Origin of the sequence: Rhizobium sp. WSM4643 (assembly GCF_025152745.1) — a bacterium.
GTDB lineage: Bacteria > Pseudomonadota > Alphaproteobacteria > Rhizobiales > Rhizobiaceae > Rhizobium > Rhizobium leguminosarum_I.
In genome coordinates this window covers 3592501-3609205 of record NZ_CP104040.1, presented here as the reverse complement: position 1 = coordinate 3609205, position 16705 = coordinate 3592501, and the positions used below count along the sequence as shown (strand labels likewise).

Below are 16705 nucleotides of genomic sequence, written 5' to 3'. Positions count from 1 at the left end.
AGGCGATGATGGATCTTTTCAGCAATCTCGCGCTCGGCTTTGCAACAGCCGGCACTCCGGAAAACCTGTTCTTCTGCCTGATCGGCGTGCTGCTCGGCACGCTGATCGGCGTGCTGCCCGGCATCGGCGCCACGGCGACGATCGCCATGCTTTTGCCGATCACCTTCCAGCTCGAACCAGTCTCCTCGCTGATCATGCTCGCCGGCATCTATTACGGCGCGCAGTATGGCGGTTCGACGACGGCGATCCTGATCAACATGCCGGGCGAATCCTCCTCGGCCGTCACCGCGATCGACGGCTACCAGATGGCCCGCAAGGGCAGGGCGGGGGCAGCACTTGCGATTGCGGCCCTCGGCTCATTCTTCGCTGGCACCGTGTCGACCTTCCTCGTCGCGATCTTCGCGCCGCCGCTCACCGCAATCGCGCTGCAATTCGGTTCGGCAGAATATTTCTCGCTGATGGTCGTCGGTCTCGTTTCCTCGATTGCTCTCGCCCACGGTTCTGTCGTCAAGGCGCTGGCGATGGTGGCGCTCGGGCTGCTACTCGGCCTGGTCGGCACCGACATCTATACCGGCACGCCGCGCTTCACGCTCGGCATCCGCGAATATGCCGACGGGTTGAACTTCGTGGCGCTTGCCGTCGGCGTCTTCGGGGTTGCCGAAATCCTTCGCAACCTCGAGGGCGAGTCGACACGCACGGTGCTGATGGCCAAGGTCACCGGCCTTTTGCCGTCCCGCCAGGAATTCAAGGAGATGATTGCGCCAGTCATTCGCGGTACGGCGATCGGCTCGGCGCTCGGCATCCTGCCGGGCGGTGGCGCCGTCCTTGCCTCTTTCGCCTCCTATACGGTGGAAAAGCGGATGTCGAAGACGCCGGGGGAATTCGGCAAGGGTGCGGTTGCCGGCGTCGCGGGACCGGAATCGGCCAACAATGCCGGGGCCCAGACCTCGTTCATTCCGCTGCTGACGCTTGGCATTCCGGCCAATCCTGTCATGGCGCTGATGATCGGTGCGATGATCATCCAGGGCATCGTGCCGGGGCCGAACGTCGCCACCGAACAGCCGGCGCTGTTCTGGGGCATCATCGCCTCAATGTGGATCGGCAACCTGATGCTGGTCATCCTCAACCTGCCGCTGATCGGGCTCTGGGTGAAGCTGCTGACCGTGCCTTACTACGTGCTCTTCCCCGTCATCATGGCCTTCTGCTCGATCGGGGTCTACAGCGTCAACGCCAACGTCTACGACCTCTATGCCGTCGCCTTCTTCGGGCTCATCGGCTATGTGCTGGCAAAGCTTCGCTGCGAGCCGGCGCCGCTCCTACTCGGTTTCGTGCTCGGGCCGCTACTCGAGGAAAATCTCCGGCGCGCCATGATCCTGTCGCGCGGCGATCCCACGACCTTCGTCACGCGACCGATCAGCGCCGTTCTCCTGGCGATTGCGGCCGCCGTCCTCATCGTCGTCTTCCTGCCGAGCGTCAAGAAGAAGCGCGAGGCGGTGTTCGTCGAGGAAGCCTGAGGGGTTGAACTTGTGGGCCGTTTGATGAACAACGGATGATCTGATACGGGCGCCGGTTGGGCGCCCGTTTCGCTTGACAGGATATCCAGGCCCATGAGCATTGCCCGATGAGCATTCCCGCCCGGATGAATGACGAGCTGCCGTTTCTGACCTCCCTGCGCCGCGACCTGCACGCCCATCCCGAACTCGGTTTCGAGGAGGAGCGTACCGCCGGCATTGTCGCGAGGCTTCTCGAAGAGGCCGGCATCACCGTGCATCGCGGACTCGGCGGTACCGGCGTGGTCGGTACGCTGCAGCTCGGCAACGGCACGCGCAGGATCGGGCTCCGCGCCGACATGGATGCGCTTGCCATGTCTGAGATGGCGGAGCGGCCTTATAAATCGACAGTATCAGGTAAGATGCATGCTTGCGGCCATGACGGACATACCGCAATGCTCATCGGCGCCGCCCGGCATCTGGCGGCGACACGGAATTTTTCCGGTACAGTGCATTTCATCTTCCAGCCGGCCGAAGAGGGGCGCGGCGGAGCGAAACGCATGGTGGAGGAGGGGCTGTTTCAACTTTTTCCCTGCGATGCCGTCTATGGGCTGCACAACATGCCTGGGCTTGCGGTCGATGAGATCGCCGTGGTCGAGGGACCGCAGCTTGCCTCCTCCGACAGTTGGCGGATTACCTTCCGCGGGACCGGCACACATGGCGCCAAGCCGCATCTCGGCCGCGATCCGATCACGGCCGCCGGCACCTTCCTGTCATCGCTGCAGACGATTGTCGGACGGGTGATCGATCCGCTGCAACCGGCGGTCGTCAGCGCCTGTTTCCTGCAGGCGGGCGACCCGAAGGCGCTGAACGTCATTCCCGATGTCGTCGAGATCGGCGGAACGGCGCGGGCCTATTCGCCTGAGGTGCGCGATCAGCTGGAGACCGAGATCGGACGGTTGGCGCATGGTACTGCGGCCATGTACGGCATCGCCGTGGACTATGCGTTCGAGCGGCGGATTCCGCCTGTCGTCAACGATGCGGATGCGACGGCGCGGGCGCTTGGTGCGGCTGGTGCGGTCTTTAATGAGAAGGTGCGGACAAGCTTTCCGCCATCGACGGCGGGAGACGATTTCGCCTTCTTCGCGCAGAATGCACCGGGCTGCTATGTCTGGCTCGGCAACGGTCCGGCGATGGACGGGGCGCTGCACCACAATACGGCTTATGATTTCAACGATGCCGCGCTTGGCTATGGAGCGGCTTATTGGGTGGCGTTGGTGGAGCGGGAGTTGCAAGGGTAAGCTCCGGCGTTTGCCGCCCCCTCACCCGCCCTACGGGCACGTTCTCCCCGAGGGAAGAAGGTGGAATCGAGACGTCGCGGCGAGTCTCGAGTCTCTTCTCCCCAGCGGAGAGAAGGTGGCGGCAGCCGGATGAGCGGGCCACACGGCGCACCCATCGTCATATTGTCTGTGCGTCCCGGCTTACAGAATCTCCAGCACCGGGCTCGCCATCACTGTCCCCGTTACCACATCGGCAATGCCGCGATCGGTCTGATGCGGGCCGGCATTGCAGGCGAGCGTTGCGCCGAAACAGGCCTTGAAGACCCGATAGGGTGGTTTCCAGTCGACGATCTTTTCCATTGCGCTGCGTATGCGGACGAAGGCCAAGGCGGTGTCCTTCAGTGATGCCTCCGTCACCAGACCGGAGAGCGGTAGCGGCAGCATCGCTTCGATCCGCCCGTCCTTGGCGACCGCCATGCCGCCGCCGGCTGATATGACGGCGTTGGCGGCGAGCGCCATGTCGCCCGCATTGCCGCCGAAGACGGTGAGGTTGTGGCTGTCATGCGAAACGGTGGTGCAGAAGGCGCCGCGCCATTCACCCCAGCCGGTGAGGTAGCCGATGCGCGGGATGCTGTCGGTCTTGCCGTGGCGATGGACGACGGAGATCATGGCGCTGCCGACGGGCGGCACGACGAAACCGTCCCTGACTTCGGTTTCGGCCTCGCCCCATTGCGTGAAGCGCGGGCGGTCGATGGTGGCGACGCGGACGCGCTCGCCCTGGGCCGGAATGCGGAAATCATTCTCGGTCAGCGGCGGCAGCTTCATCGAATTGACAAGCGGCGCCGTATCAATCTGCTGGACGGCCACCTGCATGCTGCCGTTGCGGGCGACGATACGGCCGCCTGATATGACCAGCCGCGCGCGGAATTCCGTGAGGTCGTCAAAGAGCACCATGTCGGCGCGGCGGCCGGCGGCGAGGAGGCCGAGATCGGGACGCTGCAGACGTTGTGCGGCATTGAAGGTCGCTGCACGGATGGCCCATCCCGGCTTCATGCCGTAGCGCACCAGGCGCCTGATGACGTCGTCGAGGCCGCCGCCTTCCTGGAGTTCGTCGGGAAAGACGTCGTCGGTGCAGAGCGTGACGGTGGGAGGCAGGTGGCCGAGACCGTTCAGCACCTCGACGAACTCCTGCAGCAGATGGTCGTGAGAGCCGCGCAGCTCGATCGTCAGGCCGGCGGAAAGCTTGGCAAGGAGATCGGCGCCGGAGGTAAGTTCGTGGTCGGAGGTGATGCCCGATGCCATGAAGGCGTTGAGATCGGCGCCTTCGAGGCCGCGGGCATGGCCGCAGACGAGCTTGCCGGCGGCAAGGCCGGCATTGACGATGGCGGTCATGCGCGGATCGCCGTCGATGACGCCGCGCATGTTCATCACTTCGGCGACGCCACCGACGGCGGAGGAGCGCAGCATCTCGGCGACGACGGCAGCATCGAAATCGGCGCCGGCAATTTCCAGGCCTGGCGCGGAAGGCACACAGGAGGGCGCGAGCAGGATCACGCGCAGTGGCAGGCCGCGCGCCGCCTCGATCGCCCAGCGCACGCCGTCGAGCCCATGGACGTTGCCGAATTCGTGCGGATCCCAGACGATCGTCGTCACGCCGCGCGGCAAGACGGCGTTCGCATATTCGGCCGGCGTCACCATCGAACTTTCGACATGCATGTGCGTGTCGATCAGGCCGGGCGTCAGGATGCGGCCCGAAGCATCGATTGTCTTGACGGCATCCGTTCGGCTTGCCGGGGCATGGACGCTTGATATCAGCGCGCCGACGAGGCCGACATCGGCTTGCCGGATCAGGCCCGTTACCGCATCGAGCAGCCGGCCGCCGGTGATCAGCACGTCGAAAGGGGCGTCGCCGCGCGCTGCAGTGACGGCGCGGGCGCGCAAGGCGGGATCATTGAGATCGGCGGGTTCCTGACGAGGGGTGGCGTTCATTTGCGGGCCTCGTTGACCAAAGCGGCGAGAATGATGACACGCGCCGTGTCGGCATCGATGTCGGCGGCGAATTGGGCATTGAAGGTCGCATGCGTGGCGCGGGTCTCGACGATGGTGCGGCCACGGGTGAGGGCACCCTGCAGCTCGACGTCGATGCGGGCGGGACGGAAGCTCACGACATCAGGGGCTACGAAGGCGACGGCGGCAGAGGGGTCGTAGATTGCCATGGCCGGGCGGCCGCGGCTGGTGCCGATGCGGATATAGGCCGAGAACATATCGGTGATCAGCTCTGCATTGGCGCCGCCGGCATTGCGCATGGGTTCGGTGTCCTCGGGCCTTGCCAGCACCTTGCGGCAGAGGTCGAGATCGACCATGCGCAGCGGAAGGCCATGGGCGATGACGATCGAGAGGGCCTCGGGATCGGCGAGCGCGTTGAATTCGGCGGAGGCCGTATGGTTGCCGCTGGTGACGCCGCCGCCCATCCAGACGAGTTCGGTGATACGGGCGGCAAGATCGGGCCGGGCAAGCGCCACGGCGGCGATGTTGGTGAGGGGCCCGAGCGCCAGGATACGGTGCTGGCCCTGGCGCTCCAGCCAACGGCAGAGTGCTGCGAAGGCATCGCTGTCGGCAAGGGCCGCCGCCTTCGGCAGGCTCTTGCCTGATGTCGGGATGCCGGTTTCGCCGAGGATCGCCTGCGCGGTTTCGAGCTTGCCGAGCACGGGCATGGCGCGGCCGGTGTGGATGGGAAACTTCCAGCCGAAGGCACTGGCGGCGCCGGCGGCGTTCACTCTTACCTGCGCCAGAGGCGTATTGCCGAAGACCAGCGATACGCCGTCGATCTCGAATTCCGACTGCAGCACCACCAGAATGGCGGCGATGTCGTCGAAGCCCATATCGGTGTCGATCCAGACGCCCATGATTTCACCCGAAACGTTTGAGGTTTGCAGCACCTGCAACCGGCAGATCGAAGGTGAGTGCACTGCCGGTCTCGTGCGACGGCAGGCATGCATCGATCTCGGCTTTGATCGGGCCGAGCGCGGTGTCGAGGAGGAGTGCTGCCGAGGCAATGAAAGCTTTTTTCATCTCACATTTTCTCCATCTCCGAGGTTTTTGGTGCCGGCTTCGCAGGACCGGATGATTGGCGGACGATCAGCTGCATGGCGACGCGTTCGATCTCCGCGGTAACGAGCACGCCCTCCCGGATGGTGCTTGTTTTTATAGTATCCACCAGCGCCGATACGGCAATTTCGGCAATCCTATCCATGTCCATCCGGACCGTCGTCAGCGATGGCGTGACAACAGGCGACCAGATGAGGTCGTCGAAACCGGTGACGCTGACGTCAGTGGGAATGTTGATGCCAGCCTGCTGCAACTCCGTCAGCGCCCGCAACGCCTGCAGGTCGGAGAGGGCTGCGAAGGCGGTGAAACCCTGTCTGACTTTTTCGGCGAGGCCGAGCGGGCAGCCACTGCCGTTCTCCCGCTCCAGCCGGTCGATCCACAGGGTTTCCGAATGCATGCCCGGGCGCATGCCGGAGCGGATGCCGCCGGCGCGGTCGTTCTGGACGTTGGATTCCTGATTGTTGCCGATGATGAGGATACGGCGATGGCCGAGGCCCGCGAGATGAACGGCGATTTCGTGGCCGCCCTGCCAATGGTCGGCGGCAACGGTGTTTCCAGGCGTCGAGGGAGTATCGATGATGGCGACCGGACAGGCCGCGGCCGAAATGCGGGTGGCGCGGCGGGGAATGATGACCATGCCGTCGACGCCGCGCTCGGCCAGCCGGTTGATCGCCTCGGTCTGGGCGGCGACATCGCCGCGGGAATCGGCGATCAGCACGCCGTAACCTGCGGCGGAGGCCGCGAATTCGATCGCCTGCGCGATCTTCGGGAACAGCGGATTGGCGATATCGGGCAGCACCAGGCCGAGAACGCCGCTGCGGCCGGTCCGTAGCGCCCGGCCGGCCTGGCTCGGGACGTAACCAAGTTCCGCCGCATGCTCGCGAATTCTTTCGACCAATTGGCCGGAGACCCGGCCTTTGCCGGAAAGCGCATTGGAGACCGTGGCGACGGAGACGCCGAGCGACATCGCTATCCTGCTGAGGTTCGGTCCCGGGCGCGGTGCTGCCATGATCGACGATCACTCTGATTAATCGTTTAATCAGAGTGATAGCGCAGCTTTTTCTGCATGTCGAATCCAAATGCATCTTATCGCAATTATTCGATTGCGGCACGCCGCAGGCAAGAAAAAGCCCCGCGAGGCAATCGCGAGGCTTTGTACTTCTCAAGTCGATTGCGGCAGCCGTCAGCCCTTGACAGCCACAACCTTCGCCGCCGGTGCGGTCGTCTTGCCGCCGGGGGCGAAGCCACCACCAACCGCGATGTTCAGCGAGACATAGTCCTTTGCCATCTGTTGGACGGATGCGGCAAGGCTTGCCTGGGCCAGCGAAACCTGGCGCTGCGCGTCGAGAACGTCGAGCAGCGAGGAGGCGCCGTCCTTGTAGGATGCAGTCGAAAGTTCCAGCGTTTCCTGCGTGGTCTTCACCTGGGCCTGAAGCGCCGCGACCGTTTGTGCGTCACGCCGGACGGCCGAGAGCGCATTCTCGACCTGCTCGACCGCGGTCAGCACCGTCGATTTCCAGTTGAGATAGGCAGTGGCGGCATCGGACTGTGCCGACTTGACGTTGGCGCGAAGGCGGCCACCATCGAAGATCGGCAGGTTGAGCGTCGGGCCGAAGGACCATGGCGTCAGGCCGCCATGGATGCCACGCTGGTTGATGTAAGACGGCGAGATCGAGCCGCTAAGCGAGATGCTCGGATAAAGCTGCGCCTGGGCAACGCCGATATTGGCCGTTGCGGCGGCAAGATCACGTTCCGCGACGCGGATGTCCGGACGATTGCGGATCAGGTCGGCCGGGATGCCGGAGGTGATGCCGCCGCGGAATACCGGCTGACCGGAGCCCTTCAGCAATTCATCGACAAGAGCCGAAGCCGGCAGGCCGAGCAGCGTGGCGATGTGATGGGCTGATATGCGGATATTGGTTTCGAGGCCGGGAATTTCGGCGAGCGTCGACTGGACGAGACCTTCGGCCTGAACGACGTCAAGACGCGAGGCGGCGCCGGCTTCCAGCTGAAACTTGGTGAGTTCGTAGGTTTCCTGGCGAGACTTCAGGTTGGCCTTCGAAAGCGCCAGGCGCTGCTGAAAGAAGCGAACGTCGATATAGCTCGAGACAAGGTCCTGTATGAGGGTCAGCCTGGCAACGTCAGCCGATGCGTAAGCAGAATCAAGCGAGGCAAGCGCGCTCTCGGTGCTGCGCTTGTAGAGCCCGAAGAGATCGAGCAGCCAGCTCAGCTGGACTTCGCCGGCACTGGTGTGGCGCGTGTCGAACTGGTTGCGCAGCTCGCCTTTCTCGCCGCTGACCGTCTGCGAAGCGCCGACGTTCAGGTTCGGCAGGCCGCCGGCACCGGCGGTGGTGACGTTTGCGGAAGCTGCATTGATTCTTTCGATCGCCTGCTGAACTGTCAGGTTCTGATCGAGGCCGGCCTTGACGTAGCCGTTCAGTCTTGAATCCTTGAAGGCGGTCCACCATGCTGCAGTAGCAACATCGCCATCGCTCTTGGTTCCACCCTCTCCGAATTTGGCGGGCAGCGGCATCTCAGGAGGAACATGATCCGGGCCCACAACGCAGCCCGACAACAATAACAATAATGCCGGTGTGGCAAAACGAAGAGATACCATTCATTTCATCCTGTACTCGAGCAAGTCAATTCTTGTCCGAAGCTTCATGCTTCACTATCGGCCGCCGCGCTTCGTTCTACCAAAAACACCATTCCGAAGCAGTCGGGCGCAATGTAGCAACGCGAACTGCATTATCACAGTGCATTTATATCACAGTCCTGCCGCATTTTTGCCGCGTGTGGCAAAGATGCGTCGAATGACGACGAAAAACGACGGCACGAAGAAAATTCCGAGCATCGTCGCCGCCAGCATGCCGCCGAGAACGCCGATACCAATGGCATTCTGTGCCGCCGAGCCCGCGCCTGTCGCGATCGCCAGCGGCACGACGCCGAGAATGAAGGCAAGCGAAGTCATGATGATCGGTCGCAGGCGCAATCTGGCCGCTTCCAATGTCGCCTCGTAGAGTCCCATGCCGCTTTCCATACGATCCTTGGCGAATTCGACAATCAGGATGGCGTTTTTCGCCGCCAGCCCGATGGTGGTGAGCAGGCCAACCTTGAAATAGACGTCGTTCGCCTGGCCGAAAAGGGTTGCCGCCGTCAACGCTCCGAGGATGCCGACGGGCACCGCCATGATCACCGAGAAGGGGATCGACCAGCTTTCGTAAAGCGCTGCCAGGCAGAGGAAGACGACGAGAACCGAGATCGCATAAAGCATCGGCGCCTGCGAGCCGGAAAGGCGCTCCTGATAGGAAATGCCCTGCCAGGCGACCGTGTAGCCGCCGCCGAGCTCACTGGTCAGGGCTTCCATTTCGTTCATCGCATCGCCGGAGGAAACTCCGGGTGCGGAAGCGCCGTCAAGCGGAATGGCGCTGACGGCATTGAAGCGGGCAAGCGAGGGCGCGCCGTTCACCCACTCGGTGCGGGTAAAGGCGGAGAATGGCACCATTTCGCCGTCATTGTTACGGGCGTACCAGTGGTTGAGATCGCTCGGCTGCATGCGGAAGGGCGCATCGCCCTCGACGTAGACCGGCTTGATCTCGCCGTTCAACGTGAAGTCGTTGACGTCGCGGCCGGTGAAGATGATCGACAGCATCGAATTGACCGAGGCGATGTCGACGCCCATGGCGCCGATCTTTTCCTGATCGAGTACGATGCGCATCTGCGGCTCGACTTCCTTGTTGCTGCTGCGCAGCGCCACGACTTTACCCGAGCTGTTGCCCATCTGGATTAGCCGCTTGGAGGCTGCCGTCAGAGCGTCGTTGCCGTGGCCGCCGGTATCGACGAGATACATCGAGAAGCCGCTCGACACGCCGAGGCCCTGGATTGCCGGCGGCAGGAGCGCGAAGACCTGTGCCTCGCGCATCGCAAAGAAGCTGCGAAGCGCCCGGCTGACAACCGACTGAGCACTCAGATTTGGATCGGTGCGCAGCGAAAAATCCTTGAGCTTGGTGAAAACGATGGCGCTGTTCTGGCCGGAGCCGTTGAATCCAAAGCCGAGGGCGCCGAAGACCGATTCGACGGCATCCTTCTCATTCTGGCGATAATAGTTTTCCACCTTCTCAACGACGGCCTGGGTCTGCTGCGTGGTCGAGCCAGGCGGCGTGGTGACGATGGTCAGCAGCACGCCCTGATCTTCCTGCGGCAGGAAAGAACTCGGCAGTCGGGTGAATAGATAGGCACAGCCGGTGCCGACGAGAAGAAAGACCAGCATGACGCGGATCGGCCGTTTCAGGAGATAGCCGATGGTCCTGACATAGGCGTTGGTCGAGCGCGTGAAGTTGCGGTTGAACCAGTCGCCGACCCGGTGTTTCCGGTGTTCGCTGACCGGCTTCAGCATCGTGGCGCAGAGCGCCGGCGTTAGCACGATCGCAACGAGTGCCGACAGCAGCATGGCCGATACGATGGTGATCGAGAACTGGCGATAGATGATGCCTGTCGAGCCGCCGAAGAAGGCCATCGGAATGAAGACGGCGGTCAGCACGAGCGCAATGCCGACAATGGCGCCGGTGATCTCGCCCATCGATTTCTCCGTCGCTTCGAGCGGCGAAAGCTTCTCTTCCGACATGATGCGTTCGACGTTTTCGACGACGACGATCGCATCGTCGACCAAAAGGCCGATCGCCAGCACCATGGCAAACATCGTCAGCGTATTGATCGAGTAGCCGGTGACCGCCAGCACCCCGAAGGTGCCGAGCAGCACCACGGGAACGGCGATGGTCGGGATCAGCGTGGCGCGCAGATTCTGCAGGAAGACGAGCAGCACCACGAAGACGAGCACGATTGCCTCGATCAGCGTATGCACGACCTTCTCGATCGACAGTTCGACGAAGGGTGTCGTGTCATAGGGATAGGTGATCTTTACGCCTTCCGGCAGAGTGCGGCCGATGACATCCAGTGCGGACCGCACGCGGGCGGCGGTATCGATCGCGTTGGCGCCGATTGCGAGGTTGACGGCAAAACCGCTCGAAGGCATGCCGTTGTAGCGCGAACTCCCCCCATAGCTTTCCTGACCGATCTCGATGCGCGAGACGTCGCTCAAGCGCACCGTCGCGCCGTCCTTTTCGACCTTCAGGATGATGTGCTCGAAATCGGCGACGGTGGTCAGCTGGCTTTGGGCGGTGATGGTGACGTTGATCTGCTGGCCGGGGATCGTCGGCTGGGCGCCGAGCGAGCCAACGGAGACCTGGGTGTTCTGGGCCTGGATGGCAGACGTCACGTCGCTCGGCGTCAACTGGTATTTCAGTAGCTTGAACGGATCGAGCCAGACGCGCATGGCGTATCCCGAACCGAAGACATTGATGCTGCCGACGCCTTCCAGGCGCTGGATCTGATCCTCGATCGAGGTCGACATGATATTGCCGAGGTCGACGGAGTTGCGTTTGCCATCGGTCGAAACAAGCGAGCCGACGAGAAGGATGCTCGAGGTCGAGCGCGTCACGCTGATGCCGGCATCGATGACGTCGCCCGGAAGCTGCGACTGGACCAGCTGCAGCTTGTTCTGCACTTGCACCTGGGCGATGTCAGGATCGATGCTGGTTCCGAAAGTGAGCTGGATGTTGGCCGACCCGGTCGACGAGGTCGAGGTCATATAGGTGAGGTCGTCGAGGCCGGTCATGCCGTCTTCGATGATCGTTGTCACCGATTTCTCGACCGTCTCGGCGCTGGCGCCGCGATAGGTGGCGTTGATGCGAACCGTCGTCGGGGCGATGTCGGGGTATTGCGAGATCGACAGGGTGAAAATCGCCAGCAGGCCGGCGAGCATGATGGTGATCGCAATGACCCAGGCGAAAATTGGACGTCGGATGAAAAACTTGGCCATCGGTTGTTCCTGTGCGGCTGGGACGGTGACGATGCGGGCCTGCAGCGATTATTTCGCTGCGGCCTTCTCAGCGTCACCGGCCGCAGGCTGTTCGGCAGGCACGACCACGCCGTTGTCATTGATTTTCATCGGGACCGGTTTCACCGGCATGCCCGCCGTGACGGACTGGAGGCCGGTGACGATCAACTGGTCGCCGTCCTTGATGCCTTCGGTCACGAGCCAGGAATTGTTGGAGGGCGAGCTGTTCTCGAAGGCGCGGGTTTCGACCTTGCCGTCGGCGGAAACGAATTGTGCCGTCAGCCGGCCGTTGGCGTCACGGCTTGTCGCCAACTGCGGCAGCGCATAACCGGCCTCGGCGCCGAGCTCGACGGTTGCGCGGACATACATGCCGGGCAGCACGATGCGGTCGGGATTGGGAAAGAGCACACGAATGATGAAGGTGCCGGTGGTCTCGCTGACGACCTGCTTCGACATGTCGAGCTTGCCTTGCTGATTGTATTCCTTGCCGTCTTCGAGGATCAGGTGGAAGGCGACGTTCTCCGCACCCTCGATGTTGCCGGCGGCCATCGCGTCGCGCAACCTCAGCAGGTTGGTGCTCGATTCCGTCAGAGAGATATAGATCGGATCGAGCTGGCGGATCGTCGTCAGCGCCGTCGTCTGGTTGGCAGAGACGACGTTGCCGACATTAACGGCCGTCTGGTCGATGATGCCATCGAAAGGGGCGACGATCCTGGTATGGTCGAGGTCGATCTGTGCAGCGGAAAGCGCGGCCTTCGCCGACTCGACTTCGGCCTTGGCCTGGAGCAGCGTCGTCTTGGCCGTTTCGAATTCGATCTGGGTGGCACCGCTGCCGACGAGGCGCTGGTAGCGGTCGAGATTGCTTTCAGCGCTCGGTACGCTGGCTTGCGCCTTGGAGATTGCCGCCTTGGCCTGCTCGACGGCGGCTATGTAGGGTGCATCCTCGATCTGGTAGAGAAGGTCGCCCTTCTTGATTTCGCCGCCTTCCTTAAAGGCGACCTCGCGGATCAGGCCGCTCACCTGCGGCCGGATATCGGCGGTCTGAAATGTCTCGGCACGGCCAGGCAGGATCGTGGTGATCGGGAACGTGCCCTTCGTCAACGCGATCACGCCGACCGGGGCAGCCTGCTGTGCCGCGCCTGCACCCGCATTGCCCGCAGGCTTGGAGCCACTGTCGCTGCAGGCGGCGAGAAGGGCTGCGAATGCCAGGGCCGAGGGGATGAGGAGGGCACGCCGTATCATGCTGAATTCCTGTGCGGTAGCATTCGCCATTCAATCTATGCGCTCGATCCAGCGCTCGGCTGGGCCGAGCACAGGCTTGTACAAGCATCAGGATTGGTTTCAAATGCCGTTATCCGAATTTAACAAAAGCTTTACGAAGTGACGTAATTCAGCAATCATCACTTAGCAAGCGCTATTTTGCAGTGCGGCATCGACGAAACACACGATTTTTTCGGCGCGGTGCACAAGGGTCTCCTTGTCGTCGCGAGCGATCAGGACAGGGTGCAGCACGCAGGCCAGGACGTCTGCAACGGTACGCGCCGCGCTCTCGGGATGGCGGCAATGATAACGTCCCTCCGCCATGCCTTCACGGATGATCTCGCCGAGCTTCGCCTCGATGCGGGCGCGGTAACGATTGCCGGCCTCGAGTTTGGCTTCGATCGTCGAAAGTACCATTTCGAAGATGTAAGGGTTCTTCTGGATGTCCTGCAGGTGGCTTTCCAGCAGGCGCAGGATGAAGCGGAGCAGTTGTTCCTTTGGCGGCAGCTTCTCATCGAAGGCGGCGAAGCGCTCGGCGGCATCGTCGAGATGGCGTCCGGCGATCGCATCGACGAGCGCGACCTTGGAACGGAAATGTTTGAAGACATTGGCGGGCGACATGTGGAGCGCGCCGGCGATATCGGCGATCGACACCGCGACGAAGCCCCGCTCGCGAAACAGCATCTCCGCCATGGAGAGAATGTCTTCCCGCGTTTCCTCGGCCTTGCGTCTTGGCCTTCTTGCCATTTGTTCCCCGCCGGGCTGAGCCCGATACCCCTTTTTTCCGATGCTAGCGCATAACCCCGAAAATCGGAATCGATTTTCGGGAAGGATTATGCGCCAATTCAAAGTGATAGAGCGTCCTTATCGCGTCCTCTCGGACGCGCGGCGCTCTAGCGCGATGGGTGAAACGTCGCAAGCCGGTGAACGGCTTGGCGGCCTTCGCGTTCGTCTTTTCAAGGGAAATAGCGGGCGAGGTTGGTTCGGACACGAGCAAGCGGCGTCTCGCCGCTGTTGTCTGGAACAAAACGCTCACCGGTGATCGCCTCGTAGGCTTTGATGTAGACGGCCGAGGTCTGCTCGATCAGTTCGGCGGGGATTTCCGGGATCTCGTCCTTATAGGGATCGCAACGCTCCGCCACCCAGGCGCGGACGAAATCCTTGTCGAAGCTTACCGGGCGTTTCCCGGCGGCAAAGCTTGCCGGATAGCTTTCGGCAAGCCAGTAGCGGCTGCTGTCCGGCGTGTGGATCTCGTCAGCGAGGATAATGTTGCCGTCACCATCAGTGCCGAACTCGTATTTGGTATCGACCAGAATCAGGCCGTTTTTCGCCGCCATCTCCTGGCCGCGGGCAAAGAGGGCGAGCGCATATGTCGACAGCGTCTGCCATTGCTCTTTCGTGAGAAGGCCACGCGTGACGATTTCGGCCGGCGTCAGCGGTTCATCGTGACCGCCGTCGAATTCCTTGCTGGTCGGCGTGATGACGGGTTCGGGCAGGACCTGGTTGTCGCGCATACCGTCGGGCAGACGCATGCCGTACATCTCGCGCTCGCCCTTTTTATAAAGCGTCAGGATCGAGGTGCCGGTGGTGCCGGCGAGATAACCGCGCACGACGATCTCGACCGGGAGGATGTCAAGCCGCTTGCCGATGACGACATTCGCATCGGGATAGTCGAGAACGTGGTTCGGGCAGATGTCTTTCGTCGCCTCGAACCAGTAGCGCGCCGTCTGCGTCAGCACTTGGCCCTTATAGGGGATGCAGGTGAGGATGCGGTCGAAAGCGCTCAACCGGTCGGTGCTTATAATGATGCGGCGTCCGTCCGGAAGATCGTAATTCTCGCGCACCTTACCGCGGTAATAGTTGGGCAATTCCGGGAAATGGGCTTCGGAGAGAATTCGCACGGCGCTCGACTGTCCTTCATTATTGGGTGAAGACTTCCTGCTCTAGTTTCATTGCTGGGGAAGTCAAGTCGATCGGGTATCGCCGGCAGGCCGACATAGGCGAAATCGAAGAAGCGAAAGCCGGTTCCGGTCGCCTTGGCGAGCGCATCGAACGACATGGGCGGGTCCGTTGTTTCATCGATCAGGCGGACTGTAATCGTTCCTCATGCGCTGTACAGAGCGCTTTCAGGCAGAGATTGAACAATCCTCATATCTCGCGTCAAGCTGGTGGTGCCTGCCACCGGCCCATGGCGTTCCGCTCCAGAATGGGGGTTGCGAAGACGCCGACGGTGCGCGCGTTCCATTGCGGCCCGGCGGCTGCGAGGCCGTCGCGCCACCGCTCCGATTGCAGCATGGCGGCACCGATAACGACGGGTTCGATACCGCAGCCCGTCAGCAGATGAAGGCCGGCGACGATCGAGGCGCCGCTGGAAATGACGTCATCGATGAGTGCGACGCGCCGTCTCTCAAGCAGCGGCAACATGCGCGGATCGATATAGAGGCGTTTCTGCTGTGTCGGCGTGGTGATTGAAGACAGGGCAACGGAGAGCTCGTCGCGATACCAAAATTTACGCGAGGTGCCGAGCGGAACGTAGCGGCTATGGCCGAGTTTCTGCGCCACGGCGGCGGCCAGCGTCAGGCCGAGCGTTGGCATGCCGGCGACGACATCGATGCGCATGGGCCTGATCTTTTCGGTAAGGCGTTCGGCGAGCGCATCGAGCACGGCGAAGCTTGCCTGATTGACGATCAGCGAGGCGAGGGCGTGATCGCCATCGGCCAGCACACGGATCGGCAGGCGAAGCTGACGGCCGTCCTCGAGCACGGCGACATAGAAGGAGGTAAATTCCCCATTGCCGGCAAAGGTGCCGGGCGGGTGAAGCTCCTGCCAGAAATCGTGCGGCGCCATTTCCGTCGCAGCAGTCAATTGCGTCTCGTCCTTTCCATGCCGGTTCTCCGGCGCAGCGCCTGCAATTCCGGTTCGCTCAGCGCACGCACGGCGCCTTTCGGCAGTTCGCCGAGTTCGAGCCCGCCGATTGCGACGCGCACAAGGCGCAGGCATTCGGTGCCCAGCGCCTCCAGCATCCGGCGGATCTGGCGGTTGCGGCCCTCGTCGAGCTCGACCTCGATCCATGAATTCCTGTCGCCCTGGCGCAGGCGCCGCGCGGCGGTCGCCGTCAGCAATTCGCCGTCGTGGCGGATGCCCGATGTCATGGCGGCAATGTCCTCATCGTCCATGATGCGGTCGATCTGGACATGATAGGTCTTCGTCACATGCGTGACCGGATCGAGCAGTATCTGGGCGAATTCGGTGTCGTTGGTGAAAAGCAGCAGGCCCTCGCTTGCCTTGTCGAGCCGGCCGACCGGAGAGAGATGCGGAATGTCGAAATCCCTGAGGCAATCATAGACCGTCGGCCTGCCTTCGGGATCGTGGCGGGTGGTGACGAGACCGCGGGGCTTGTTGAGCATCAGATAGATTTTCGCTTCGGCAGCGATGACGAGACCATCGATACTGATCCTTGCGGTGGCAAGATCGACCCATGCGGAGATATCGCTGACGGTGCGGCCGTCGACCGCAACGCGATTTTCGGCAATCAGACGTTCGGCCTGCGTGCGGGAGCAATAACCGAGCTTGGAAAGGGCGCGGTGAAGGGTAACCCGCTTAGCCGCGGCGTTGTCGGCGGGCTTTGTCCGCTCACGCGTCTTCTGCGGTGGGCGCCGCTCCCTCATCTG

General features: G+C 62.5%; 12 protein-coding genes and 1 pseudogene. 2 read left to right on the top strand and 11 right to left on the bottom strand.

The annotated features are described in order from the left end of the window. Positions 1–8: 8 nt before the first annotated feature. Positions 9–1514, top strand: coding sequence for a tripartite tricarboxylate transporter permease (locus N1937_RS17975; RefSeq protein WP_260056653.1), 1506 nt, complete (start codon positions 9–11; stop codon positions 1512–1514). A 107-nt stretch (positions 1515–1621) separates the two neighbouring features. Next, positions 1622–2791, top strand: a complete 1170-nt coding sequence (locus N1937_RS17970) for a M20 aminoacylase family protein (RefSeq protein WP_260056652.1) — start codon at positions 1622–1624, stop codon at positions 2789–2791. 180 nt (positions 2792–2971) lie between these two features. Here N1937_RS17970 and N1937_RS17965 read toward each other — a convergent pair whose 3' ends face one another. From N1937_RS17965 to N1937_RS17915, 11 genes and pseudogenes are all read right to left on the bottom strand, one after another. Then, positions 2972–4759, bottom strand: coding sequence for an adenine deaminase (locus N1937_RS17965; RefSeq protein WP_260056651.1), 1788 nt, complete (start codon positions 4757–4759; stop codon positions 2972–2974). Continuing rightward, positions 4756–5676, bottom strand: coding sequence for a nucleoside hydrolase (locus N1937_RS17960; protein WP_260056650.1), 921 nt, complete (start codon positions 5674–5676; stop codon positions 4756–4758). Before N1937_RS17960 ends, N1937_RS17965 begins: the two co-directional genes overlap by 4 nt. A 4-nt stretch (positions 5677–5680) precedes the next feature. Further along, positions 5681–5809: pseudogene (locus N1937_RS17955) on the bottom strand (ABC transporter ATP-binding protein); the annotation flags it as partial. Between the two features lie 34 nt (positions 5810–5843). Further along, positions 5844–6887, bottom strand: a complete 1044-nt coding sequence (locus N1937_RS17950) for a LacI family DNA-binding transcriptional regulator (RefSeq protein WP_260056649.1) — start codon at positions 6885–6887, stop codon at positions 5844–5846. A 174-nt stretch (positions 6888–7061) separates the two neighbouring features. Further along, positions 7062–8495 (bottom strand): efflux transporter outer membrane subunit, encoded by a 1434-nt coding sequence (locus N1937_RS17945; RefSeq protein ID WP_260056648.1) that lies wholly within the window; start codon positions 8493–8495, stop codon positions 7062–7064. Positions 8496–8645: 150 nt separating this feature from the next. Beyond that, complete coding sequence (locus tag N1937_RS17940; protein ID WP_170277173.1) at positions 8646–11756, bottom strand: efflux RND transporter permease subunit; 3111 nt, start codon at positions 11754–11756, stop codon at positions 8646–8648. 48 nt (positions 11757–11804) lie between these two features. Continuing rightward, positions 11805–13016 (bottom strand): efflux RND transporter periplasmic adaptor subunit, encoded by a 1212-nt coding sequence (locus N1937_RS17935; protein WP_260056647.1) that lies wholly within the window; start codon positions 13014–13016, stop codon positions 11805–11807. A gap of 162 nt (positions 13017–13178) precedes the next feature. Next, positions 13179–13781 (bottom strand): TetR family transcriptional regulator, encoded by a 603-nt coding sequence (locus N1937_RS17930; RefSeq protein WP_162118807.1) that lies wholly within the window; start codon positions 13779–13781, stop codon positions 13179–13181. Between the two features lie 209 nt (positions 13782–13990). After that, positions 13991–14935 (bottom strand): phosphoribosylaminoimidazolesuccinocarboxamide synthase, encoded by a 945-nt coding sequence (locus N1937_RS17925; protein ID WP_222280472.1) that lies wholly within the window; start codon positions 14933–14935, stop codon positions 13991–13993. A gap of 259 nt (positions 14936–15194) precedes the next feature. Beyond that, complete coding sequence (locus N1937_RS17920) at positions 15195–15881, bottom strand: phosphoribosyltransferase (RefSeq protein ID WP_260058974.1); 687 nt, start codon at positions 15879–15881, stop codon at positions 15195–15197. 14 nt (positions 15882–15895) lie between these two features. Next, entirely contained in the window at positions 15896–16702 is an 807-nt protein-coding gene (locus N1937_RS17915; RefSeq protein ID WP_260056646.1) for a pseudouridine synthase, read from the bottom strand. Positions 16703–16705 lie beyond the last annotated feature (3 nt).

Bases quoted from the DNA above. Each gene is read 5' to 3' on its own strand.
- N1937_RS17945 (WP_260056648.1), bottom strand. From the start codon at position 8,495: ATGGTATCTCTTCGTTTTGCCACACCGGCATTATTGTTATTGTTGTCG.
- N1937_RS17930 (WP_162118807.1), bottom strand. From the start codon at position 13,781: ATGGCAAGAAGGCCAAGACGCAAGGCCGAGGAAACGCGGGAAGACATT.
- N1937_RS17965 (WP_260056651.1), bottom strand. From the start codon at position 4,759: ATGAACGCCACCCCTCGTCAGGAACCCGCCGATCTCAATGATCCCGCC.
- N1937_RS17915 (WP_260056646.1), bottom strand. From the start codon at position 16,702: ATGAGGGAGCGGCGCCCACCGCAGAAGACGCGTGAGCGGACAAAGCCC.
- N1937_RS17950 (WP_260056649.1), bottom strand. From the start codon at position 6,887: ATGGCAGCACCGCGCCCGGGACCGAACCTCAGCAGGATAGCGATGTCG.
- N1937_RS17975 (WP_260056653.1), top strand. From the start codon at position 9: ATGGATCTTTTCAGCAATCTCGCGCTCGGCTTTGCAACAGCCGGCACT.
- N1937_RS17960 (WP_260056650.1), bottom strand. From the start codon at position 5,676: ATGGGCGTCTGGATCGACACCGATATGGGCTTCGACGACATCGCCGCC.
- N1937_RS17970 (WP_260056652.1), top strand. From the start codon at position 1,622: ATGAGCATTCCCGCCCGGATGAATGACGAGCTGCCGTTTCTGACCTCC.
- N1937_RS17940 (WP_170277173.1), bottom strand. From the start codon at position 11,756: ATGGCCAAGTTTTTCATCCGACGTCCAATTTTCGCCTGGGTCATTGCG.
- N1937_RS17920 (WP_260058974.1), bottom strand. From the start codon at position 15,881: ATGGCGCCGCACGATTTCTGGCAGGAGCTTCACCCGCCCGGCACCTTT.
- N1937_RS17935 (WP_260056647.1), bottom strand. From the start codon at position 13,016: ATGATACGGCGTGCCCTCCTCATCCCCTCGGCCCTGGCATTCGCAGCC.